This is a genomic window from Burkholderia sp. BC1, from assembly GCF_052683555.1.
The window spans coordinates 1-23,458 of the sequence record NZ_JBQYLP010000033.1; the positions used below are offsets into that span (position 1 = coordinate 1).

22 protein-coding genes are annotated in these 23,458 nt (G+C 68.8%); 9 read left to right on the forward strand and 13 right to left on the reverse strand.

What is annotated here, in order from left to right; translation table 11 throughout:
• The first annotated feature begins 126 nt into the window (after positions 1 to 126).
• Positions 127 to 705, forward strand: coding sequence for a hypothetical protein (locus ACSHSS_RS17540; protein ID WP_445545291.1), 579 nt, complete (start codon positions 127 to 129; stop codon positions 703 to 705).
• Positions 706 to 1,009: 304 nt separating this feature from the next.
• Here the strand turns inward: ACSHSS_RS17540 and fabV are convergent, their stop codons facing one another.
• Entirely contained in the window at positions 1,010 to 2,212 is a 1,203-nt protein-coding gene (fabV, locus tag ACSHSS_RS17545; RefSeq protein ID WP_059784938.1) for an enoyl-ACP reductase FabV, read from the reverse strand.
• A gap of 286 nt (positions 2,213 to 2,498) precedes the next feature.
• Here fabV and ACSHSS_RS17550 point away from each other — a divergent pair, with 286 nt between their 5' ends.
• The gene (locus ACSHSS_RS17550) at positions 2,499 to 3,134 is read left to right on the forward strand and encodes a glutathione S-transferase family protein (RefSeq protein WP_445545292.1); all 636 of its coding nucleotides are present in this window, start codon (positions 2,499 to 2,501) and stop codon (positions 3,132 to 3,134) included.
• Positions 3,135 to 3,158: 24 nt separating this feature from the next.
• On the opposite strand, the gene ACSHSS_RS17555 is transcribed toward ACSHSS_RS17550, so the two are convergent.
• Entirely contained in the window at positions 3,159 to 4,604 is a 1,446-nt protein-coding gene (locus ACSHSS_RS17555; protein ID WP_445545293.1) for a serine hydrolase domain-containing protein, read from the reverse strand.
• 192 nt (positions 4,605 to 4,796) lie between these two features.
• On the opposite strand from ACSHSS_RS17555, the gene ACSHSS_RS17560 reads away from it, so the two are divergent.
• The 4 genes from ACSHSS_RS17560 to ACSHSS_RS17575 all read left to right on the forward strand — a co-directional run bounded on the left by ACSHSS_RS17560 (position 4,797) and on the right by ACSHSS_RS17575 (position 7,801).
• A complete protein-coding gene (locus ACSHSS_RS17560) occupies positions 4,797 to 5,216 on the forward strand; it encodes an HIT family protein (RefSeq protein WP_006397314.1) in 420 nt (139 codons plus the stop codon).
• Positions 5,217 to 5,443: 227 nt separating this feature from the next.
• On the forward strand, positions 5,444 to 5,608 hold the full coding sequence (locus ACSHSS_RS17565; protein ID WP_012216307.1) for a hypothetical protein: 165 nt from the start codon (positions 5,444 to 5,446) through the stop codon (positions 5,606 to 5,608).
• A gap of 320 nt (positions 5,609 to 5,928) precedes the next feature.
• A complete protein-coding gene (locus ACSHSS_RS17570) occupies positions 5,929 to 6,357 on the forward strand; it encodes a hypothetical protein (RefSeq protein WP_006397312.1) in 429 nt (142 codons plus the stop codon).
• A gap of 607 nt (positions 6,358 to 6,964) precedes the next feature.
• Positions 6,965 to 7,801: a bifunctional allantoicase/(S)-ureidoglycine aminohydrolase gene (locus ACSHSS_RS17575; protein WP_006415909.1), complete on the forward strand. Its 837-nt coding sequence runs from the start codon at positions 6,965 to 6,967 to the stop codon at positions 7,799 to 7,801.
• Positions 7,802 to 7,883: 82 nt separating this feature from the next.
• On the opposite strand, the gene ACSHSS_RS17580 is transcribed toward ACSHSS_RS17575, so the two are convergent.
• On the reverse strand, positions 7,884 to 8,681 hold the full coding sequence (locus tag ACSHSS_RS17580; RefSeq protein WP_445545294.1) for an aminoglycoside phosphotransferase family protein: 798 nt from the start codon (positions 8,679 to 8,681) through the stop codon (positions 7,884 to 7,886).
• A 213-nt stretch (positions 8,682 to 8,894) separates the two neighbouring features.
• On the opposite strand from ACSHSS_RS17580, the gene ACSHSS_RS17585 reads away from it, so the two are divergent.
• Positions 8,895 to 11,057, forward strand: coding sequence for a penicillin-binding protein 1A (locus ACSHSS_RS17585; RefSeq protein WP_445545295.1), 2,163 nt, complete (start codon positions 8,895 to 8,897; stop codon positions 11,055 to 11,057).
• An 11-nt stretch (positions 11,058 to 11,068) separates the two neighbouring features.
• The gene (locus ACSHSS_RS17590) at positions 11,069 to 11,680 is read left to right on the forward strand and encodes a trimeric intracellular cation channel family protein (protein WP_217120764.1); all 612 of its coding nucleotides are present in this window, start codon (positions 11,069 to 11,071) and stop codon (positions 11,678 to 11,680) included.
• Positions 11,681 to 11,881: 201 nt separating this feature from the next.
• Here the strand turns inward: ACSHSS_RS17590 and ACSHSS_RS17595 are convergent, their stop codons facing one another.
• The 9 genes from ACSHSS_RS17595 to ACSHSS_RS17635 form a co-directional block, all read right to left on the reverse strand.
• Positions 11,882 to 12,724, reverse strand: coding sequence for a heme ABC transporter ATP-binding protein (locus ACSHSS_RS17595; RefSeq protein WP_445545296.1), 843 nt, complete (start codon positions 12,722 to 12,724; stop codon positions 11,882 to 11,884).
• Between the two features lie 19 nt (positions 12,725 to 12,743).
• Positions 12,744 to 13,835 (reverse strand): FecCD family ABC transporter permease, encoded by a 1,092-nt coding sequence (locus tag ACSHSS_RS17600; RefSeq protein WP_445545297.1) that lies wholly within the window; start codon positions 13,833 to 13,835, stop codon positions 12,744 to 12,746.
• A gap of 11 nt (positions 13,836 to 13,846) precedes the next feature.
• Positions 13,847 to 14,761 (reverse strand): heme/hemin ABC transporter substrate-binding protein, encoded by a 915-nt coding sequence (locus ACSHSS_RS17605; RefSeq protein WP_445545298.1) that lies wholly within the window; start codon positions 14,759 to 14,761, stop codon positions 13,847 to 13,849.
• Positions 14,758 to 15,840 carry a hemin-degrading factor gene (locus ACSHSS_RS17610; RefSeq protein ID WP_445545299.1) on the reverse strand — a complete coding sequence of 361 codons (1,083 nt, stop codon included), beginning with the start codon at positions 15,838 to 15,840 and terminating at the stop codon, positions 14,758 to 14,760. Before ACSHSS_RS17610 ends, ACSHSS_RS17605 begins: the two co-directional genes overlap by 4 nt.
• A gap of 47 nt (positions 15,841 to 15,887) precedes the next feature.
• Positions 15,888 to 18,155, reverse strand: a complete 2,268-nt coding sequence (locus ACSHSS_RS17615) for a TonB-dependent hemoglobin/transferrin/lactoferrin family receptor (protein WP_261527582.1) — start codon at positions 18,153 to 18,155, stop codon at positions 15,888 to 15,890.
• Positions 18,156 to 18,395: 240 nt separating this feature from the next.
• A complete protein-coding gene (locus ACSHSS_RS17620; protein WP_035956177.1) occupies positions 18,396 to 18,623 on the reverse strand; it encodes a hypothetical protein in 228 nt (75 codons plus the stop codon).
• Positions 18,624 to 18,730: 107 nt separating this feature from the next.
• Complete coding sequence (locus ACSHSS_RS17625; protein ID WP_445545300.1) at positions 18,731 to 19,117, reverse strand: DUF6232 family protein; 387 nt, start codon at positions 19,115 to 19,117, stop codon at positions 18,731 to 18,733.
• A gap of 147 nt (positions 19,118 to 19,264) precedes the next feature.
• Positions 19,265 to 19,525 (reverse strand): DUF2866 domain-containing protein, encoded by a 261-nt coding sequence (locus ACSHSS_RS17630; protein WP_012216319.1) that lies wholly within the window; start codon positions 19,523 to 19,525, stop codon positions 19,265 to 19,267.
• 210 nt (positions 19,526 to 19,735) lie between these two features.
• A complete protein-coding gene (locus ACSHSS_RS17635; protein ID WP_048804302.1) occupies positions 19,736 to 20,902 on the reverse strand; it encodes a porin in 1,167 nt (388 codons plus the stop codon).
• A gap of 333 nt (positions 20,903 to 21,235) precedes the next feature.
• On the opposite strand from ACSHSS_RS17635, the gene ACSHSS_RS17640 reads away from it, so the two are divergent.
• Positions 21,236 to 22,042: a MetQ/NlpA family ABC transporter substrate-binding protein gene (locus tag ACSHSS_RS17640; protein WP_006412959.1), complete on the forward strand. Its 807-nt coding sequence runs from the start codon at positions 21,236 to 21,238 to the stop codon at positions 22,040 to 22,042.
• A 125-nt stretch (positions 22,043 to 22,167) separates the two neighbouring features.
• Here ACSHSS_RS17640 and ACSHSS_RS17645 read toward each other — a convergent pair whose 3' ends face one another.
• Positions 22,168 to 23,283: a succinylglutamate desuccinylase/aspartoacylase family protein gene (locus tag ACSHSS_RS17645; RefSeq protein ID WP_006397295.1), complete on the reverse strand. Its 1,116-nt coding sequence runs from the start codon at positions 23,281 to 23,283 to the stop codon at positions 22,168 to 22,170.
• Between the last annotated feature and the right edge of the window lie 175 nt (positions 23,284 to 23,458).

Here is a 23,458-nt window from a genome sequence, read left to right on the forward strand (position 1 = left end):
GCATCACGCCACTGGGGCGTGGACTTGGCTGTTGGGTATTTCCGCAGCCTGTTAGTGCGTTCGGCACGGCGCCGCACGATGCAGCACGCGAACCTTGGCCGGCCCGTTGCGCCGGCAATCCGTCGGATGAAACGAACGCATGTCGTCATGGGATGCGCGGCACTGCTCGTCGCGCTGCCGATCGCGGCGTATGCACTGATCAAGCCGCTGCGCGTCGCCGTGCCGGCACTCGTGCCGGGCGTGTCCTGCGCGCACGCGCAGATCTGCATCGACGATGCATCGAAGCTCGCCGACGCGCAGCAGCTCTACCGCGACGGCTACGCGCGTGCGGCCGCGGCGGTCGGCGCGTTCGGCGATGCGCCGCGCGTCGTGTTCTGCTCGACGCGCGCGTGTGCGGATGCGTTCGGCCTCGGCGAACGCGCCGCGCTGACGCTCGGCACGGTCGGCGTGGTGATCGCGCCGCGCGGCTGGCACGCATACTTCGTCGCGCATGAGCTGATCCATCACCGGCAGGCGGAAACGCTCGGCAATCTCGCCGTGCTGACGAAGCCGCGCTGGCTGATCGAAGGGATGGCGTATTCGCTGAGCGGCGACCCGCGTCATCCGCTGAAGGAGCCGTTCGAAGGGTGGCGCGCGCGCTTCGACGCCTGGCATGCGGCGCTGGGTACGCGGCCGTTGTGGGACGCGGCGCGCGCGGTAAGGTAGTGCCGCGGGCGGCGCGCTACGCGGGCAGCGGCGGAGCGCCCGACTCGCTGCCGCGCGCGGGCCGTGCGGCGCCGCGTCGCGTCAGGATCGGGTCGGAGAGAGGGCCGGATCGGGCCCGGCGATTGAGCGCGAGAGAGACGGCACGAACGTACGCGCCGTCTTAGCTGAACGTCGCGGACGCATCGCGAAGGGCGACGCGGCCGCGGCCCGCGGCGGCCCGCTCGCGCGCGGCGCGGCGGGCGTCGCCATCAGGCGCTCGGGCCATCAGGCGCTCGGGCTGTCAGGCGATCAGCCCATCAGACCATCAGGCCGTCGTATCGATGATGCGCGGAATCTTCACGTCCGGATTGACGTCCGCGTCGTAGTCGACGCCCGCGATCTCGAAGCCGAACAGCCGCAGGAAGTCCGTCTTGTAGCCGGCGAAGTCGGTCAGCTCGTACAGGTTCTCGTTCGTCACCTGATCCCACAGTTCGACGACCTTCTTCTGGATCTGCGGATCGAGTTCCTTGTAGTCCGCGCGCAGGCGGCCTTCGTCGTCGAGATGCGGCGTCGCGCCGTACAGGCTCTCCTTGAACAGCCCGTACACCTGCTCGATGCAGCCTTCGTGCGTGCCGGCTTCCTTCATCACCTTGAACAGCAGCGACAGGTACAGCGGCATCATCGGAATCGCCGAGCTTGCCTGCGTGACGACGGCCTTCAGCACCGACACGCGCGCGTCGCCGCCATGCGCGGCCAGCTTGTCGCGAATCGACAGCACCTTCTTGTCGAGATCCTTCTTCGCTTCGCCGATCGAGCCGTTCCAGTAGATGTCGTGCGTGATCTGCTCGCCGAGATACGTGAACGCGGTGGTCTTCGCGCCGTCGGCCAGCACGCCGGCTTCGTCGAGCGCGTCGATCCACATCTGCCAGTCCTCGCCGCCCATCACCGCGACGGTGCCGTCGATCTCTTCCTGCGTCGCGGGCTCGAGCACCGTCTCGCGGATCACTTCCTTGTCGGTGTCGATGCCGCGGAACGTGACGGTCTTGCCGATCGGCTTCAGCGTCGAGCTGATCGTCTCGCCCGTCTTCGGATGCGTGCGGCGCGGTGCGGCCAGGCTGTAGACGACGAGGTCGACCTTGCCGAGATCCTGCTTGATGGTGTCGATCGTGACCTGCTTGACCTGGTCGGAGAACGCGTCGCCGTTGATGCTGCGCGCGTACAGGCCCTTTTCGGTCGCGAAGCGCTCGAACGCGGCGCTGTTGTACCAGCCGGCCGTGCCGGGCTTCGTTTCGCTGCCCGGACGCTCGAAGAACACGCCGAGCGTGTCCGCGCCGGCGCCGAAGGCGGCCGAGATGCGCGCGGCGAGGCCGTAGCCCGTCGACGCGCCGATCACGAGCACCTTCTTCGGGCCGTTCGCGATCGGGCCGTGCGAAGTCACGTAGTCGATCTGTTCCTTGACGTTGGCCTCGCAGCCGACGGGATGAGTCGTCACGCAGATGAAGCCGCGCACGCGCGGTTTGATGATCATGGGAACCTCTTGTCTGAAAGGCGCAGACGGCCTGAAAACGGAAAAATCCCGCGCATTGTAAAGGATGCCGCGACCGGCAGGCGGGCGCGGCTTCCCGCGACGCGCCGCGCCGGTGGGCCGGCGCACCGGACGCGCGGGGTCCGACCACGCATGCGGCGGGCCCCCGCGCGATCGGCGCGGCGCGCAAAGACGGTGACGAAACGGCCCCGAGACGTATACATTCGGCGGACGGCGTCCGCGGCGCGTGCCGCGCCGACGCGTTCATTCCCTGTCCGAAGGAGCCCGCATGCTGCACATTCTCGGCAAGATCCCGTCCATCAACGTCCGCAAGGTGCTGTGGCTCTGTACCGAGCTGAACCTGCCGTTCGAGCGCGAAGACTGGGGCGCCGGTTTTCGTTCGACCGACGATCCGGCCTATCTGGCGCTGAATCCGAACGGTCTCGTGCCGGTCATCCGGGACGGCGATTTCGTGCTCTGGGAGTCGAACGCGATTCTTCGGTATCTCGCGAACCGCTACGGGGACCGCTATGGCGACGCCTCGCTGTACCCGACCGACCCGCAGGCCCGCGCGCGCGTCGACCAGTGGATCGACTGGCAGGGAACGGACCTGAACCGCTCGTGGGTCGGCGCGTTTCTCGGCCTCGTGCGCAAGTCGCCCGATCATCAGGACCCGGCCGCGATCGCGCAGTCGATCGCGAACTGGACGAAGCACATGCGCGTGCTGAACGGGCAGCTCGAGGCGACCGGCGCGTTCGTGGCCGGCGAGCATTTCACGATCGCCGACATCGCGATCGGCCTGTCGGTGAACCGCTGGTTCGGCACGCCGTTCGAGCGTCCGGAGCTGCCGGCCGTGAAGCGCTATGCCGAACGTCTCGCGACGCGCGAAGGCTTCAAGACCTACGCGGGCAGCGTGAACCCGTAAGGCGGCGCCGCTCGCGCGCGGCCGTCACGTGCCGGATGCCGGTATCGCGTCGAGCACGCGGGCGAGAAACGCCTCGTGATTCCATGCGGACTCGGGCCGCGACAGCCCGAGCCGCACGACGACGAGATCGCGGCTCGGCACGACGCTGACGAACTGGCCTTCGTGACCGACCGCATGAAACGCATCGGCCGGGAGCGCCGGCGCATGCGGATCGCGGTCGTCGAACGGTTCGGGCACCTTGACCCACAGATGCGCGCCGAACGCCGCACGCGACGATTGCGGCGTCGCGCGGGTCAGGTAGCGCACCCAGCCTTCGGGCAGCAGCCGCTGCCCGTTCCATACGCCGTCCTGCAGCAGAAACTGGCCGAAGCGCGCCCAGTCGCGCGCGCTCGCATACATGAACGACGCGGCGGCCAGCGTGCCGGACGCATCGGGCTCGAACACCGCGCTGCGCATGCCGAGCGGCGCGAACAGCGCGCGGCGCGGGAACGACAGATAGTCGTCCGTGCTGCCGCCGAGCGCGACGCGCATCACGCGCGCGATGATCTCGCTCGTGCCGCTCGAATAGTCCCAGCGCGTGCCGGGCGGCGCCGCGAGCGGCTTGTTCGACGCGAAGCGCGCCGTATCGCGCTGCGTGAACAGCATCACGGCGACGTCGGAGAGCGGGTCGTCGTAGTCCTCGTTGAATTGCAGGCCGCTCGTCATCCGCAGCAATTCGTCGAGCGTGATCGCCGCGCGCGGATCGCCGGCGCCGCGCCACTCGGGTAGCAGCGCCGCCGTGTCGGGCGACAGCCGGTGCTGCCCGACGAGCATCCCGATCAGCACGGCCGTGACGGTTTTCGTCATCGACCAGCCGGGCAGCGGCGTATCGCCGGTGAAGCCGGGCGCGTAGCGTTCCGCGATCACGTGGCCGCGCCACATGACGACGACCGCGCGCGTGCGGCGCGGCCGCGCGGGATCCGGTTCGTCGAATGCGCGATCGAGCGCCGCGTGCAGTTTCCGCATGTCGACGCCGTTGGGCGCGGGTGTGGCCGATGAGGCCGACGCGGAGGCGGAGGCGATGGCAAGCGATGCCGGCACGGCGGTCGCCGCGGGCGCGGCCGGCAACGGCGGCAAGGCGGCCGGCAGCGCGGCGGCCGCGCGACCGAGCGCGAGCGTGCAGCCGAGCCCCGGACGAAATTCGGCGTCGCGCGCGGCGAAGCCCGCGAACGTCGCATGTGCGCGATGGTGCTCGGCATCGATCGACGGGCGCACGAGCTTCAGCAGCGGATGCACGCCGGCCATGATGTCGACGTCGATGACCGAAGCGGCGGGGCGCCCGGACACGAACACGCCCGAGCAGAGCGCCTTCGCCGCATAGCCGGTCGCGATCGGCGCAAGCCGCGACAACTGATAGCCCGCATAGCCGAATGCGGCGATCAGCGCGAGCGCGATGCCGCGTCGAATCAACGGTTTGAGCGGGATCGTCATGCGTGTCCTCGAGCGGGTGCCGGGCGGCAACGAGCGGCAGTGTCGCAGGTTCGGCCGATGCGTGGCAATCGCGGTCGCATGACACGGCGCGCGTCGCGCGACGGACGAGTTGAAATCGCGCCGCGCGTCGGCCGATAATCGACCGGCATTGCCTGCTGCGGCACGCCCATCCACTCTCTGCGGAAAAACGCCATGTCCTACGACGACAACAACCCGTTCGCGAAGATCCTGCGCGGCGAACTGCCTTGCGTGAAGGTTGCGGAAGACGACGCGACGCTCGCCATCATGGACCTGATGCCGCAGGCCGACGGTCACGTGCTCGTGATCCCGAAGGAGCCTGCCGCGCAGATCTTCGACCTGTCGGGCGACGCAGCCGCGGCGAGCATCCGGATGACGCAGCGCGTCGCAACGGCCGTGCGCGCGGCGCTCGCGCCCGACGGCCTTTTCATCGGCCAGTTCAACGGCGCGGCGGCCGGCCAGACGGTGCCGCACGTGCACTTCCACGTGATTCCGCGTACCGAGGGCGTCGCATTGCGGATGCACGCGCGCGACGTCGCCGATGCGGCGACGCTCGAGTCGATCGCGCAGCGCATTCGCGCGCATATCGCTTGAACGGGCGGCCGAGCGCCGCTCCGCGTCCGCGTCGGCCGTATCGGCGGTGACGCCGCGTAACACGTGTAACCGGACCCGAAACTCGGTAAGAAAGGCGGCGCGCTAGACTCCGCGCATCGCTTCATCGTGCGACCGAAGCGCCGATCGGCGCTTCGTGCCGGCCGCCGCATCCCGCGGCGTGCGCGGCGCGCGCGACAGGCGCCTTCGTGTTTTCGCCGGGATTCATCATGGTCAGACTTCTCGTTTCGTTCGCGCTGCTCGGCGCGCTCTGCGGCTGCGTCGTCGCGCCGCCTTACGGCTATGCGCCGGCCCCCGCTTACTACGGCTATGCGCCGGCTTATTACGCGCCGCCCGTCAGCATCGGCATCGGCGGCAGCTTCCGCGTCCGCTGACGCATCACCGCGAACGTGTGGCGGCCGCGCGACGCCCGATCGCGCGGCCGCTGTCGTCTGGAGGGACGGAACCCACATCGGAACGCCGCCCGGCGCGGGTTGGCGGGCCCCTGCGTACGGGCGTTCGATCCTTTCCCCTTGGTAAACAACTTGTTACCAGAATGTCGGGGGCAGGCCGCAGGACCGGTGCTATTCTTCGCCGCAAGCTCATTGAAATGAATTGGTTGCGCGATTCGGCCCAATGCCCGAATCGACGTCGACCGGTTCAGATCCGATACGAGCGACTCCTCATAACATTGCGAACAAGGAAGGATACGGGCATGTGGAAGAAGATCGCCCCCGCTCTCGTCGTCGCCGCACTCGCCGGCGCGACTGCGCTGCCGGCGGCAGCTAACGATTTGAACAACGCGCTTGGCGGCGCGCTCGGCGGGGTAGCCGGCGCGGCGGTCGGCGGCGCGGTCGGCGGCAGCACGGGTTCCGTGATCGGCGGCGCGCTCGGCGGCGGCGCGGGTGGCGCGATCACGTCGAACCGGCGTGAGCGTACCGGCGCGATCATCGGCGGCGCGCTGGGCGGCGGCGCAGGCACCGCGGCCGGCAACGCCATGGGCGGCCGTACCGGCGGCCTGCTCGGCGCGGCCGTCGGCGGCGGCGCGGGTGCGGCGCTCGGCGGCAACATGTCGCGCAGCTCGTACGACGACGATCGCGGCTATCGTCATCGCAAGCATCGCCATCATCGTCACTGGGACTGATCGCAGCAGCGGGCGCGGCCGATCGACCGGCGCGCCCGAATCCACGTCGGGCCCGGCGCGCTGAGCCGGGCCACCGACAGCGGCATCGCCGCCACGCGGTTTCACTTCAGCGGTTCCCTATGCGATACGCGCGATTCGCGCGCCGCATTCTCTGCTTCTCCTTCGATTTCTCTGCGCTCGTCGACGGGTGCGTGCATTGCCGCTCGCCCGGTGTCGATTGCGATCGTCCGTTACGCCAGCATCGAGCGCGTAACCGGATGTGTCGTCGCGCTTGTCGCCGTTCCCCGCTCGCATCCGGCGAGCAGTGGGAAATCGAATGCAATCCATCGCAACATTTAATTGGTCGATCGAAGACGACTTCGCTATCGTCAGTGCTGCCCGCGTACCGAATCGAGCGTTCGGGACCACGCGCCGCCGCATGACGGCGAACGTCACGGCCGGCGCCCGGACCGTCGAGCAAGGGCGGCCCGCTCGGCCGACCGGCCGCGTGCGTTGCGAAGCCTGGCCGACCGAACGAAAGCCGCGGCACGCGCACCGATGCGCGCCGCGTGTCGGCCGCCGGCGCCGTCGGACGACGGGCCGCACCAACCCATTGCCTGGATGCCTTATGTCGAAGACAACGTATTACGCGCCGCATGGCGGCCACCCGCCGCAGACCGATCTGCTGACCGATCGCGCGATGTTCACCGAAGCGTACGCGGTCATTCCGAAAGGGGTGATGCGCGACATCGTGACGAGCTGGCTGCCGTTCTGGACGCACACGCGCCTGTGGGTGATCGCGCGTCCGCTGTCGGGTTTCGCCGAAACCTTCTCGCAGTACATCGTCGAAGTGAACCCGGGCGGCGGCAGCGACAAGCCCGAGCAGGACAAGAACGCGGAAGCGGTGCTGTTCGTCGTCGAAGGCGAGGCCGAGCTGACGCTGCAGGGCACCAAGCACACGCTGACGCCGGGCGGCTACGCGTTCATCCCGCCGGGCGCCGACTGGACGCTGCACAACGTCAGCGACGCAGCCGTGCGTTTCCACTGGATCCGCAAGCACTATCAGGCCGTCGACGGCATTCCGCTGCCGGAGGCGTTCGTGACGAACGAACAGGACGTCGAGCCGATCCCGATGCCGGGCACGAACGGCGCGTGGGTGACGACGCGCTTCGTCGACATGAGCGACATGCGCCACGACATGCACGTGAACATCGTGACGTTCGAACCGGGCGGCGTGATTCCGTTCGCGGAAACGCACGTGATGGAGCACGGGCTCTACGTGCTCGAAGGCAAGGCCGTGTACCGGCTGAACCAGGACTGGGTCGAGGTCGAAGCGGGCGATTTCATGTGGCTGCGCGCGTTCTGCCCGCAGGCCTGCTATTCGGGCGGCCCCGGCCGTTTCCGCTATCTGCTGTACAAAGACGTGAACCGCCACATGAACCTGACGCTGAACCCGGCGCGCTGAGCGCCGCAGCAGTCGTACACGGAAACCCGCCGCTTGCCGGCGGGTTTTTTATTGCCGCGCGCGCGGGCGGCGCCGCGCATCGTCAGCGCGAATCGAGCGCGTGTGCGGCGAGCGCGGCGACCTGCAGCCGCGTGTCTGCCGGCTCGTCGTCTTCGATCAGCCAGATCGCCGACAGCCCGGACCACGCCAGAATCCAGCGCAGCAGCGTGTGCGGATCGAGCCGCGCGACATCGGTGACGATCGCGACGCGACGTTCGAAGCGCGTGCGATCGACCGCGATGTCGTGCGACGGATTGCAGAACAGGTTCGCGTAGTCGAAGGCGCGTGCGCCGCGCAGCGCTTTCGGATCGATCGCGCGCCAGCCGCGATCGCCGAAGTGCAGCACGTTGCGGTGATGGATGTCGCCGTGCAGCACCGCTTCGTCGACGGGCGGTTCGGCAAGCAGCGCGGCCGCCGTCGCTTGCGACCGGCGCAGTATCGCGTCGGTCGCGTCGGACGCCAGCAGCGACGCGAACCAGTCGCGCAGCGCGACGAGCGGCGGCGGGGCAGGCGCACGATACGCGTGCAGCTGCGCGACGACGTCGCATGCGATCCGTATTGCATCGTCGTCGTGGCCGGCCGCCGAGAAGTCGGCGAGCGCCGGTTGCGGCTGCGCGCGCTCGAGCAGGATCGCGTCGTCGTCGTGCGCCCATACCTGCGCGGCGCCGTGTCCGTCCCACCATGTCATCAGCGCGTTGCCGCGCCGCTCTTCTTCGCAGGTCGCGATCTTCAGCATCGCAGGTCGTCCGCGCCAGACGACCGGCAATACGCCGCCGCTGGCGGTCAGGATCGGACCGCCGTCGGGCGTGAGGTTCCACGAACGAAGATGCGCAGCGAACATGCGGAAATGGTACAGGCGAACCGGCGTATTCGCCCGGCGATGCATGTGCCGCCGTGTCCGACGATGCGGCGTGCTTTCCTCAATAAAATTTAGCCAGCCCAACATTGGCTAAGGAATGTTCCGGTTTCACGGCATCCCTTCGACAATGCGCGCCGTTCATGATCGTCGGTCGCGTGGTGCGCCGTCGATCGCCGCATTGCCGAAGGAGCCGACATGACCGACCGCACCGATTCCCGTCCCACGCCGCCCGCGCCGCCGCCTCGCCGCCGCGTGTGGCGCATGCTCGCGGGCGCGCTGCTCGGCCTGACGCTCGCGGGTGCGGGCATCGCGGGATGGACGATTCATCGCATCTGGACGCAATTGCCGTCGGTCGAGCAACTGGCCGTCTATCGTCCCGCGCTGCCGCTGCGGATCTTCTCGCGCGACGGCGAACTGCTTGCCGAATACGGCGTCGAGCGCCGCGAGTTCGTGCCGCTCGAGCGCATGCCCGCGCGGATGCGCGACGCGCTGCTTGCGGCCGAGGACGCGCAGTTCTACCGGCACGGCGCGATCGACATCGGCGGCCTCGCGCGCGCGACGTTCGCGAACGTCGTCACCGGACAGCCGGCGCAAGGCGGCAGCACGATCACGATGCAGGTCGCGCGCAACTTCTACCTGACGCGCGACAAGGTGCTGAGCCGCAAGCTCGCCGAGATCCTGATGGCGATCAAGCTCGAGCGCGCGTACGGCAAGGACAAGCTGCTCGAGCTGTACATGAACGAGATCTATCTCGGCGAGCGCGCGTACGGGTTCGCGGCAGCGTCGCACGTGTATTTCGGCAAGCCGCTCGATGCGTTGAGCGTCGGCGAAGCGGCTGTGCTTGCCGGGTTGCCGAAGGCGCCGTCCGCGTTCAATCCGGTCGTCAATCCGGCGCGCGCGACCGCGCGTCGCAACTACGTGCTCGGCCGCATGCTTGCGCTCGGCCAACTCGACGACGCGACGTACCGCGCGGCCGTCGATGCGCCGATCGCGCTGTCGCCGCAGGCGCCGCCGGGCATCGTCGCGGCGCCGTACGTCGCCGAACGCGCGCGGCAGATGATGGTCGAGCGCTTTCGCGACGACGCATATACGCTCGGCCTCGACGTGACGACGACGATCTCGATGCGCGACCAGCGCGCGGCCGAGGCGGCGCTCGAGCGCACGCTGCGCCGACAGCGGACGACGCGCGACGCGCAGCGCACGCTCGAGGGTGCGCTGGTCTCGCTCGATGCGGCGACCGGCGACATGCTCGCGCTCGTCGGCGGCGCGGATTTCAGCCGCAACGTGTTCGACCATGCGTTGCAGGCCTACCGTCAGCCGGGGTCGAGCTTCAAGCCGTTCATCTATTCGGCGGCGCTCGAGAAAGGCTATTTCCCCGGCGTGCTCGTCGACGATACGCAGCGCACGCTGACGCCGGCCGAGACCGGCGCACGGCCGTGGCGGCCGCGCAATTACGGCAATCATTACGAGGGCTTCATCGCGGTGCGGCGCGGGCTCGTGCGATCGAAGAACCTCGTCGCGGTGAGCCTGATGCAGGCGGCCGACCCGCAATACGTACAGCAGCACGCGATGCGCTTCGGTTTCGACGCGCGGCGTAATCCGGCGTCGCTGCCGCTCGCGCTCGGCGCGGGCGCGGTGACGCCGCTCGAACTCGCGAGCGCGTACGGCGTGTTCGCGAACGGCGGCACGCGAGTGGAACCGCGGCTGATCCTCTCGGTGAAGCAGCGGCACGGCGGTGTGCTGTACGACGCGCCGGCGCCGTCCGGCACGCGCGTCGTGTCGGCGCGCAACGCATTCGTGATGGACAGCATGCTGCGCGACGTCGTGCGTGCGGGCACCGCGCGCGGCGCGCTTGCGCTGCGCCGCGACGACACGGCCGGCAAGACCGGCACGTCGAACGGCTCGAAGGACGTGTGGTTCGCCGGCTATTCGTCGGGCGTCGTCGCGGTCGCATGGCTCGGCTACGACACGCCGCGCTCGATGGGGCGCGCGACCGGCGCGACGCTCGCGCTGCCCGTGTGGCTCGACTACATGAAGACGGCCGTCGACGGACGCACGCCGGCCGAAGCGGTCGAGCCGCCGGGCGTCGCGCGTGTCGACGGCGATTTCGTCTACGCCGAATACACGCGCGGCGCGTGCACGCCCGATGTGCCGGCGTTCGTACGCAGTCGCTTCGCATGCGGCGGCGCTGCCCGCGCGGAGGCGGCATCCGCCGGGTTCGCCGCGTCGGCCGCGTCTGCGGCGTCCGCCGCGTCCACTGCGGCGAACGTCGGCGCGATGCCGGTCGCGCCGACGCCGGCGCCTGTCGATGCGGCCGAGCGCGCCCGCGTGCTCGACCTGTTCCGGACCGAAGACTGACGCGAACGACGATGCATACGCTTTATCTGATCGCGATCGTCGCGGAGGCGATGTCGGGCGCGCTGATGGGCATGCGGCGCGGGATGGACCGCTTCGGGCTGGCGCTGGTCGGCGCCGTGACCGCGCTCGGCGGCGGCACGGTGCGCGACGTGCTGCTCGGCCACTATCCGCTCGGCTGGATCGCGCATCCGCAATATCTGGTGATCACGCTCGTTGCGGCGACCGTCGCGTCGCGCATCGCGCGGCACGTGGCGCGGATGAAGACGCTGTTCGTCACCGTCGACGCGCTGGGCCTCGCGGCGTTCACGATCATCGGCTGCGACGTCGGCGCGTCGACCGGCGCGGCGCCGATCATCGTCGTGCTGGCCGGTGCGATCACCGGTGTGTGCGGCGGCATGCTGCGCGACCTGCTCTGCAACGAGATGCCGTTGATCCTGCGCCGCGAGCTGTATGCGAGCGTCGCGTTCTTCACGGGTGCGCTGTACGTTGCGCTTCAGTATGTCGGTATCGACGCACGCGTCGCGACCGTCGTCGCGCTCGCGGCGGGCTTCGCGATGAGGGTGCTCGCGGTACGGTTCGGCTGGGAGATGCGTACGTTCGGCGCGGCGGACGTCGAGCATTGAGTGCGCGTGCGGCGTGCGGGACGACTGCATGCCGTGCATGTCGGCGTCGACGGACGCATCGCGACTGTCGTCTAGCTCGCGGCGAGGGCGGCGGCATCGCGATGCGGATGCTCGCGGACGTCGAACGTTGAGCGCGCATACGGCGCGTGGGCCGACTACATGGGGCGCACTTCGGCCGTCGATCACGCGTAGGGCCGCGCGCTATGCCGGCACCATCACGGGCGGCGTACCGTCGCCGCTGTCGATCCGCTTCACCGCGAACCCGTAGCAGCGTGCAATGTGCTCGGGCGTCATCACATCGTGCGGCGTGCCGTGCGCGATGATCGTGCCGTCCGCGAGCATCGCGATCGTGTCCGCATGCCGCGCGGCGAGATTCGGATCGTGGACGATCGCGAGCACGCCGAGCCGCCATTCGCGCGCGATCGTGCGCACCGTATCGAGCAGCCGATGCTGATGCGCGAGATCGAGTGCGGCGGTCGGCTCGTCGAGCAGCAGATAGCGTGTCGGCGACGCGTCGCGAGCGTCGCGGCCCGCTTCGTCGTCGGACGGCCACAGCTGCGCGAGCACGCGCGCGAACTGCACACGCGCGAGTTCGCCGCCGGACAGCGTCGTCACGTCGCGGCCGAGCAGCGTGTCCGCACCGGCACGCGCGAGCGCGTGCCACGCGATGCCGCGATCGCGTCGCGACAGCGCGCCGCCGCGGCCACGCGCATGCGGATAGCGGCCGAGCAGCACGATCTCGTCGACACTGAACGGAAAGGCCGGTTGCGCGGCTTGCGGCAGCACCGCGCGCAGCCGTGCGAGCCGCTGCGCGTCGATCTGCGCAAGCGGTTCGCCGTTCAGCGCGATGCGGCCGGTGACGCGCACGCCGTTCGGCGCGGCACTGCCGCTCAGCTCGCCGGCCAGCGCTTTCAGCAATGTGCTCTTGCCCGCGCCGTTGCGGCCGAGCAGCGCGGTGATGCGGCCCGGTTCGATCGTCAGCGACAGATCGTGAAGGATGATGCGATGTCGTCGTGCGACACGGAGATGTTGGACGGTCAGCATGATCGAGACGGAGGCGCGACTAAGCGCCGAGCGAGCCGCGGCTTTTCCACAGCAGCGCGAGAAAGAACGGTGCGCCGAGCAGCGCGGTCAGCACGCCGAGCGGAATCTCGGCCGGCGCGGCGAGTGTGCGCGCGGCGAGATCGGCCGCGAGCGTCAGCAGCGCACCGAGCAACGCGGCGCCGGGCAGCACGATGCGCTGGTCCGGCCCGCACGCGAGGCGCACGCAATGCGGCGCGACGAGCCCGATGAAGCCGACGATTCCCGCGCACGACACGAGCGCGCCGACCGCGAGCGCGACCGCGACGAGCACGCGGCGCTTGAGCCGCTGAACCGGCACGCCGAGGTGCAGCGCTTCGGTTTCGCCGAGCTGCAGCGCGTTCAGCGCATCGCGTTCGCGCACGAGCAGTGCGCAGCCGAGCACGGCGCACGGCGCGACGGCCGCGAGCGTCGGCCATTGCGCGCCGCCGAGGCTGCCGAGGCTCCAGAACGTCAGCGAGCGCAACTGCGCGTCGTCGGCGACGAACGTGAGCAGCCCGATCGCCGCGCCGACGAGCGCGTTGATCGCGATGCCGGCGAGCAGCAGCAGCGGCAGCGCGAGCCGCCCGCGCGACGCGGCGAGCCGGTAGACGAGCGCCGCGATCGCGAGCGCGCCGACGAAGGCCGCGGCCGGCAGCGCGGCCGCGCCGGCATGCGCGGCGAACAGCGCGGGGCCGAGCACGATCGCGGCCGTCGCACCGAGCGCCGCGCCGCTCGACACGCCGACGAGCCCCGGATCGGCGAGCGGATTGCGAAACAGCGCCTGCATCGCGGCGCCGGCGGCGCCGAAGCCGCCGCCGACGAGCAGCGCCAGCACGACGCGCGGCGCACGGATGCCGAGCAGCACCGCACGCGCCTGCTGCGCGGCGGGGTCGCCGGCGAGCGCGGCCCACGCGTCGGCCGGCGAATTGCGGTATGCGCCGACACAGAGCGCGACGACCGACATCGCGCCGACGAGCACGGCGAGCACGCCGAGCGCGACGGGCGCAAAACGGCGCTGCGTACCGATGCGTCGTGCGCCGTGCGCAGCCGCGGCGGCCGACGACGCGCGAATCGACGAGAGACGAGCGGACATCGACGATCCCGTTACGCGAGCGTGTCCGACAGACGCCGATGCAGCGTCGTGACCGCGAGCGGCAGCCGCGGGCCGAAGCCGAGCAGCAGCAGCGCGTCGAGCGACACGATGCGCTGCGCGCGACCGGCCGGCGTCGCGGCGAAGCCGGGCGCGGCCAGCAGCGCCGCGCGCCCGCCGACCGCGGCGAGCCCTTCGTCGGAGATCAGCACGACGTCGGGCGCGGCGGCGGCCAGCGCCTCGCTCGTCAGCGGCTTGTAGTGATCGAAGCCCTGCATCGCGTTGCGCGCGCCGGCGTAGCGGATCATCGCGTCGGCCGCCGTGCGCTGGCCGGCGACGAGCGCCTGGTTGCCGGTGTGATTGAGCACGAACAGCACGCGCGGCGGCTGCGCGCCGCCCGGCACGTGCGCGGCGACGGAATCGCGCGCGGCCTGCCAGTCGCGATCGAACTGCCGCAGCAGCGCGACGCCGGCATCGCGCATGTCGAGCGCCTGCGCGATGCCGGCGATTTTCTTGCGTACCGAGTCGGCATCGTGATGCTCGTCGAAGGTCTGCACCGCGACGCCCGCACGCGCGACTTGCGCGATCGCGGCCGGCGGGCCGGCTTCCGCCGACGCGAGCACGAGATCGGGCCGCAACGACAGCAAGCCTTCGGCCGACAGCGCGCGCTGATAGCCGACCTTCGGCAAGCGTTTCGCGGCCTCCGGATACGTGCACGTGGTGTCCGCGCCGACGAGCCGGTAGCCGCGTGCGTGTTCGCCGCCGAGCGCGAAGGCCGTTTCCGCGAGCGCGCCGCCGATCACGACGACGCGCTTCGGCGCCGACTGGACCGCCGCGATCGCGCGCGCGGGCGCCGTCGCCGCGAGCGCACCAGCGGCCGCGCCCGCCAGCGCCGCGCGGCGGCGCGGATCGAACGTGCGCGCGCTCATCGTGCGTCCCCGCGCGCGGCAGGCGCGAGCGACGCGACGAGCGCGCGCCAGTCGTCGCGCTCCGGCTGCCCGGGCTTGCGTTCGCCGAACAGCAGCGCGACGTGCTCGCCGTTGCGGTCGAACAGTTCGACCGAGGTGACGATGCCGTCGCTCGTCGGCTTCTTCACGACCCACGCGGTCGCGATCATGTCCTCGCGTACGTGCAGGTTGAAGCCCGGATCGAGCACGTTGATCCATGCGCCGACTTCGCGCACGTTCGCGACGGGGCCCGTATGGATCTGGATCATCCCCGCGTTGCCGACGAACACCATGATCGGCTGGCCGCTCTGCGCCGCACGTTCGAGCACGTGACGCAACGCGTGTGCGGCATCGAGCGGATACGCATGCTGCGGATCGGCAAGACGCAACGCCTGCAGGCGGCTCACGCCGAAACGCTGCGTGATGCCGAAGAACTGATGCGTGTCCGTCATTGCGTGCCACGCGGCGCGAAAGCCGGCGACGTCGATCGCGCTGTCCGCGCGCTCGGGTTTTTTCGGCGCGGCCGGCGCGACGTCGAGGCCCGGCTGCTGCGAGGCCGCGCGCCAGCGCGCGACGAACGCATCGTATTCGGCGTGATCGCTGTGCGCGCGCAGATAGACCTTGTGGATCGCATGGCCCTGCGCGTTGAAGAACTGCAGGCTCTTCAGCGGCCCGTGCGGCGTGTCGTCGCGCACCGCGAACGCGGACGCCCACTGTCGATAGAAGATGCGCAGATCGATGTCGCCGAGTGCGAGACCGACGGGGCCGTCGTGGCTCATTTGCGCGTACGCGCCGTCCTTCTCGTGCACGGCCGCGTCGTTGCGCGTGAGCGCCATCACGCGGCCGAGACGCGGCATTTCCTCGAACAGATCGGGAAAGCGCGCATCGAGCCGCACCACGTGCTCGCCGACGAACGCGGCGAGCGCTTCGCCTTCGCTGACACCGAGCGCCTGCGCGACGTCGCGGTTGCGCAGCCGGCGCTCGCGCTTGAGCTTCACGAACGCGTCGCGCAGCGAGGTGGACGTGCGCACGGACGACGCGGAAACGGGGGATTGCATCATGTCGGACTCCTTGACGGACGGTGGGACGCGCGTGCAGCCGGCGCGCATCAGAAATCGACCTTCATGCTGACTGCGACGGTACGGCCGGGCGACGTATAGGCGTCGAGCACCGGCGAATCGGCGGCGATGCCGCGCACGTCGGACCAGTTCCAGTACTTGCGGTCGAACAGGTTGCGGATGCCGACCGTCGCGCTCACGTGCTTGTTGAAGCGATAGCCGCCGCGCAGATCGACGACGAACGACGAAGGCGGCGCGAAGCAGGCTCGCTTCGAACAGTCGGACCGGTCGATGTCCTTGTCGCGCTTCGCGGCCTGGAACAGCAGATCGGTCTGCACGAACCAGCGTTCGGTCGGCTCGTAGCGCACGCCGAACACGGCGGAAAACGGATTCACGGTGTTGAGCGGCTGGCTCGCGGCGCCGTCGTTTTGCGTCGAGCCGCGCGTCAGCGCGAGCGCGGTGCGCAGCGTGATGCCGTTCGGCATCGCCCAGTCGGCGCGGCCTTCGATGCCGTGAACGCGCGCATCGGCGAAGTTCACGTACTGGAACACGAACGGATCGGTCGGCCGGCCGCTGCCGGCGATCGTCGTACGCGCGATGAAGTTGCGGTAGCGGCCGGTGAACGCGGCCGCGCTGTAGCGAATCGTGCCGTAGCCGGTGCCGGCTCGCCCGCGCAGCCCGGCTTCGAACGTGTCGCTGGTCTCGGGCTTCAGGTTCGGATTGCCGATCGAGGTATAGCCCTGCACGGGATTCGAGAAGCTGCTGTTGACCTGATCGGGCGTCGGCGCGCGGAAACCGTGTGCGTACTGTAGATACGGAATCAGCGCAGGCGCGATCTCGTACAGCACCGCGACGCGCGGCGACAGTTCGTTCGCGTGCGTCGACACCGCGCGGCCGGTGAACAGCGGATCGTTGCCGGACGGCTTCAGCCGATACGTGTCGAAGCGCAGCCCGGGCGTGACGAGCAGGCGGCCGTAGCCGATCTGATCCTGCACGAACGCGCCGAACAGCGTGTAGTCGGTGTCGGGGAAGGCCTTGTTCGGAAACGTCTCGCCGACGCCGGGCACCGTGCCGTCGCGCAGGTTCGTGATCCGCGACAGGCTGCCGTCGATCCCGCCCAGCAGCTTGTGCACGAGCGGGCCGGTCGAGAATCCGCTTTCGGCGAACGCCGAGCCGCCGAACGTGCGTTCGCGGTAGCGGTTGTCGCGCGAGCGTGACGGCAGCGTGCCGCGCGTTTCGAACGCGTATTGGTCCTGCGTCGCTTCCTGGTAATAGAACTGCACGTGCGCGTTCTGCAGCCAGCGTGAGGCGTCGTCGCGAAAGGCGTAATCGGCGCTGAAGCGGTTGCGTTCGAGCCGGTCGCTCGTCGTGAGGCCGAGCGTCGCGGGCGCGACGATCGCCGACAGCACGTCGGTGCCGACGCGCCGCTGCACGGTTTCGGCGGTCAGCCTGATCGTGTCGCGCACGGTGGGCATCAGCACGAGCTTGCCGAGCAGCGATTCGCTGTACACGTGCTGCGGGTTCGACGTCGTGCGCAGCTTGCCTGCGGAGTTGTCGCTGCCGCGCGTGTCGATCTCGTGGCCGCGGCGGCCGTCGGCGATGATCATCCCCTGGATGCGATCGTTGCCGCCGGCGGCCGACACGGTCGCGCCGATGCTGCGGTCGGTCGAATCGTAGCTCGGCCGGAACGAGAAGTAGGTCGGCTTGCGGTAGATCGACAGCAGATCCTGCGGATCCTTCGTGATGAAGTTGACGGCGCCGGTCAGTCCGTCGCTGCCGTACAGCGCCGACGCCGGCCCGCGCACGATCTCGATGCGCTTCAGCGTATCGAGGTCGGTGTAGTCGCCGCGGCCCGCCTCGAGCGGGCCGAACGAGAATGCGTTCGGCAGGCGGATGCCGTCTTCCATCAACATCACGCGATTGCCTTCGAGGCCGCGGATGTTGATGCTCGAATCGCCGTCGCGGCCGCCGCCGAGCGCCGCGCTGCCGGGACGATACGCGGTGCGCCGCACCGTGATGCCGGGCTCGTAGCGCAAGGCGTCCTTGATGTTGGTAGCCTGCTGTTCGTCGAGGTCGTCCGCGTCGATCACCGACACGGAAGCGGCGGTGCGGCTCGCGGCTGTCGCGGTGCGCGTCGCCGTGACGGTGACCGGGTCGAGCAGCGCGCTGCTGGCGCGTGCGGCTGCCGCGTCGGCCGTGACGGACGAGGCGGAGGTGTGGGACGGCGAAGAATCGGCGTGAGCCGTGGCGGCGGACAATCCGACCGCACCGATGAGCGCGGCAAAGATCGGCTGGCGCGCCAGCGTAGAGCGATGCACAGGTGGTCTCCCATGGTTGAAACAAGCCCGAAGGCTGGCTGGGCGACGCGTTCACCTGGCTGGCCCATGCGCGCAATGCGGCGCACGGCAAATTGAAAGGAAGCTGACGAATGCCCGAATTGTAAATGAGAATTATTATCGATACAAGAAAGCGGACGGGCTGCACGCGGGCGCGCAGCCGCCAGCGGCGCGCCGCGGGGGCGCGCGATCAATTCGGGAGACGGGCGCCGCGACGCGGCGCTAGGCGAGCGATTCGAGGCGAATCAGCAGATTGCGCGCATGCGCGACGAACGCATCGTGAACGTCGCGGTCGGCGCGGCTTTCGAGCCCCGCCTGTTCGGCGAATGCGATCTGTTCGGTGAAGAGATCGACGAGCGCGCCGCGGGCGTCGACGGGAAGCGTGCGAACCATCGAGACGAGCAGCAGCTCCTGCGCGCGGAGCATGCCGGACAGCGATTGAGCGTTCATGCCGACCTCCTCGGACGATGCGGCGGCGGGCCGCACTTTCCATACTAGGCGGTCAACACGCGGCGCGCCGCGATCGCGAACGGGGAAGGCGCTTCGTGCGCGGCGAATCAGCCGGCGGCGGCGGTGGCCGTGCGCGCGGCGCGTACCGCCTGCGCGACGCGCTCGACGAACTCGGCGTCGACGCTCGACAGCGCTTCGCGCTTGCCGTCGGGCATCTGGACCATCAGCCGGTACGTGACGTCCTGCGTCGTCCAGGCGAGATAGCCGACGACGACGAGCATCACGCCGACCACGAGTGCCGCGCTCGACGAGGCGACGCTGCCTGCGATCGCGGTGACGACGCCGATCAGCGAGATCAGCGATGGTACGAGCCGGTTTTTCGGGACCTTGACGACGTCGACGTCGCCGATGTCACGCAGCGCGAAGACCTGGCCGCCGGACGACAGCCCGTTGCGCGTGATGGTCACGCCGCGTTCGTTGAAAGGGTTTTCCATCGTGTGTTGCGTGGACGAAAACGCGCAGCGTAGCAGACTTCGTCGCCGGACCCAAAGGGACGGAGTGCCGCACGCGCCGGGCGCAGCGGCCGTTGCATGGCACGTGCGGCGCCGCGGCGGGCGCCGGAGGAACGCGGGAAGTGGCGGTTAGAACTGCAGGCGGCCGTCGCCGTACAGCCGGCCGGGCACGTGCGACGCGACGACTTCGGCGATTTCCGCGTCGGTCGATTCGGCCGGCACGATCTGCCGTCGCGCGGGTGCATCGAGATGCATCGTCCATTCGACGAGCCGATACGGGCGCCCCCACGGGCGCTGCATTTCGACGGACACGCGACAGCTCTGGACGGGTAACGAGTGCTCGCGGGTCAGAATCGTGTGCAGATGGCTGAAAACGGTATCTTCGATCATCACGGGCCTCCGATCCTGTCTTGTTATGGGTATCCGGTGGCGGCGCCGCCGGGTTCGCAAAAAAAATGCCGCCGATGCTCAGGCGGCCAACAGGGGGGGTGAGTGCATCGTCTCAGCCCAGAATTAAGCGAAACTTAAAAGCCCATAAAAAAGCGCCCCGCGTGGAGCGGGGCGCTTCTGCCGTCGTGATCCGCAGGTTGAGCGGATGCTTTAGAACTTGTGACGGATACCGACGCGTGCGGCGATCTGGTTCGACGAACCGTTGCCCGACGTGTTGAAGTAGCTCGTGCTCGAACCGATCTGCGCCTGCACGTTGTTGCCCGACGCCTTCTGGTAGATCACGAGACCGTACACGTCCGTACGCTTGCTGAGTGCGTAGTCGAGCGCGAGGTTGCCCTGGTTCCAGTGCGCCGATGCGCCGTTTTGCGTTGCGTTCGTGTACGTGTAGCCCGCTGCTGCCGACAGGGCCGGCGTGATCGCGTACTTCAGGCCGCCTTCATATGCGTTGTAGAACGTGCCGCCTGCGCCCGAAACGGTCGAGAACTGCGTACGCGTCCACAGCAGCCATGCCGTTGCCGGGCCCCATACGTAGCGGCCGCCGACGCCGTACGTGCGCAGGTCGCGGACGTTACCCGTGCTGATGTTTGCGAGCGCCGTGTTGAAGTTCGAGCCGCCCGACGGCGTCGTCGACTGGCTCGGATAGCGGATGTCCGTGTAGGCCGCACCGAGCGAGAACGGACCGTTCGCGTAGTTCAGGCCAAAGCTGTATGCGCGCGACGAACCGCCGCTGTTCGTGGTGCCCGTGCCCGGTGCGCCTGCGAAGTCGGTCGAATTCGAGAAGCCGTACAACGCGCCGAACGTGAAGCCGGCGTAGTTCGCGCTCTGGAACTTGACTGCGTTGTTGATGCGGCTCGACGTGAGCTGGTCGACGTCGTTGACGTGGTACGCGTAGTTGCCTGCGACCGTGTTGCCGCCCGTCGAGTAGTTCGAACCGAGGATGTCGGTCGAGAACGAGTACTGACGACCGAACGTCAGCGTGCCGTACTGCGACTGGCTCAGGCCGACATAGGCTTGACGGCCGAACAGCGCGCCACCTTGGCCGAGTGCGCCCGTGCCGCTGTTGAAGCCGTTTTCGAGCACGAAGATCGCCTTCAGGCCGCCGCCGAGGTCTTCGGTGCCGCGCAGGCCCCAACGGCTGCCTTGCGCAACGCCGTCGTCGTACTTGAACAGCTTGCTGCTACCGCCGGTAGCGTTCTTGCTGTGGTTCACGTAGCTGATACCGGCGTCGATCACGCCGTACAGCGTGACGCTGCTTTGCGCGTGCGCCACACCGGCGGTGGCTGCCAGGATGGCGGTGGTCAACAGTTTCTTGTTCAAAGGATTCTCCGAGCGAATAAATGCGTGTCCAGTTGCGGTTCCGGCGCTCTCTGCGGGCGCTTTCACGGACCGACGGCGACTTTATCGACGTGCCACGTAATGAATGTGACAGCCTCTGTCATATGAAGAATGTGTGGTGCCGATGCGACATCCGGCCCCTGTTCCGGCCCGAAACAGGAGCTGAATTCTGCCCGGCGTCGCGGCCGCCCGTTATATCGAATTCGCCTGAACTTTGATCGCGCCGCGGAAAATGCACATGAAATAAGCTTGGTTGGTCGCGTTCGGGCCCCGTGCGACGATGCGCGTTCCAACAACGACACGGCAAGAGGAACCATGCGACGTTCGATCCTGACCGGCTTTGCCGCCCTCGGCGCGGCGCTGGCTTTCGCGGCGCCCGGCGCGCACGCCGATCCGCAGACGCTGAAGATCGGCACGATGAGCGGCCCCGACGCGCAGATCTGGAGCGAGGTGACGAAGATCGCCGCACGCGAAGGGCTCGCGATCAAGATCATCGAGTTCAACGACTACGTGCAGCCGAACGCCGCGCTCGACGCGGGCGATCTCGATGCGAACGGCTTTCAGCATCAGCCGTTTCTCGACAGCCAGATCAAGCAGCGCGGCTACAAGATCGTCAGCGTCGGGCTGACCTATACGGCGCCGATGGGCTTTTATTCGAAGAAATACAAGTCGCTGAAGGATTTGCCGGCCGGCGCGAAGGTCGGGATCCAGAACGACCCGTCGAACGGCAACCGCGCGCTGCTGTTGCTGCAGAAATACGGCGTCATCAAGCTGAAGCCCGGCGTCGGCACGAACGGCGTGAACGCGACGCCGCTCGACGTCGCCGAGAACCCGAAGAAGATCCGCATCGTCGAACTCGACGCCGCGCAGCTGCCGCGCGCGCTGCCCGATCTCGACGCGGCGTCGATCAATACCGACTACGCGGTGAAGGCGGGGCTCACGCCCGTGAAGGACGCGATTGCGATCGAGGACCTGCGCGGGCCGTACGCGAACCTGATCGCGGTGCGCGAGCAGGACCGGAACAAGCCGTGGGTGAAGAAGCTCGTCGCCGCGTACGAATCGGACGACGTGCGCAAGTTCATCGAGCAGAAATTCGGCGGCGCGATCGTGCCGGCGTTCTGAGCGGCGCGTGCGGTGCGCGCACGGCGCGTTGCCGCGACCCTCGTATCCGCCTAAAAAAAATCGCCCGCGTATGCGGGCGATTTCGCTGTGATGCACGCCACGGCGCGGCGCGCCTGCGGCGGCGCTTATGCGGACAGCAGCGACCCCGTGCGGATCGGCGTTGCGCCGGCGATGCGCGCGACTTCCATCCCGGCCGTCGCGAAGCGCACGACCTGACGCGCATACAGCACGCCCGACACGCTGCTCTTCAGCGTGACGACGCGATCGGTGAGCGGATCGACGATATCCGCGACCTCCTGGCCGGCCTCGATCCATACGCCGACCGGCGTGCGGAACACCAGCACGCCCGACACCGGCGCGACGAGCGGATCGGTGCCGGCGAGCGGCGTGGCCGGATGTGCGAGCGGCGGCAGCGGCGCCGGCGTGCCCTCGACGATCCCGCGTTCGGTCAGGTATTCGACGATCGCCTGCGCGTCCTTTTCCGCGAGCTCGTACGACACGTCGCGCTCGCTGCGCAGCTCGACCGTGACCGAGATCGCGCCGTTCGGAATCGGGAAGCGCTCGCCGAAACGGCTGCGCAGATCGGACCAGCAGAAGCTGTGAATCTCGTCGAACGGATTGCCGACCGAGTTCAGCGCGAGCAGCGACGCCTGCGCGTCGAGATAGCGCGCGAGCGGCTCGACGTCTTCCCAGAGATCGGGGTTCGTATACAGGTGCATCACCGCGTCGTTGTCGCAGTGCAGGTCGAGCACGATGTCGGCGTCGTACGACAGCTTCTGCAGCGCGAGACGCTGCGATTCGAGCTCGGTGCGCGGCTTCTGTTCGTCGAGCGCTTCGCGCATCGCCGCGCGCACCGCTTCGACGTTGCGCTGCGCGTCGTGCGTGAGGCGGCCTTCGATGCGCGGCAGCACGAGCGCGGCGAGATCGTGGAAATTGCGGTTGAAGTTCTGCATCGAGCCGAGCTCGAAGCGGCCCAGATGATCGCCGAACACATGCTGCGACAGGCCGATCGGATTCGGCACGGGCACGATGACGATCTCGCCGCGCAGCTTGCCGGCCGCTTCGAGCGCCGCGATCTTGCGGCGCAGCAACACGGCGACCAGCATGCCGGGCAGTTCGTCCGCGTGCAGCGACGACTGGATGTAGACCTTCTTGCCGCCGCGCGGGCCGTAGTGGAAGCTCGTGATCTGACGTTCGGTGCCGACGGCGGGGGAAATCAGCGGATGGGTCTGCGTTTGCATGGTGACGGGAGCGCGGCGCAGCCGCGAATGATCCGGTGTGCGTGGAAGGTCGATTGTACGTTGCCTTCGTCGAAGCCATCAAACCGGTTCCGGAACAGCCGTTTTCCCGTTGCAAATCAGCGGGTTGACGCGAAAAAAATAGCGACGCCCGCGGCGCCGTGCGCAGCCGCGCGCG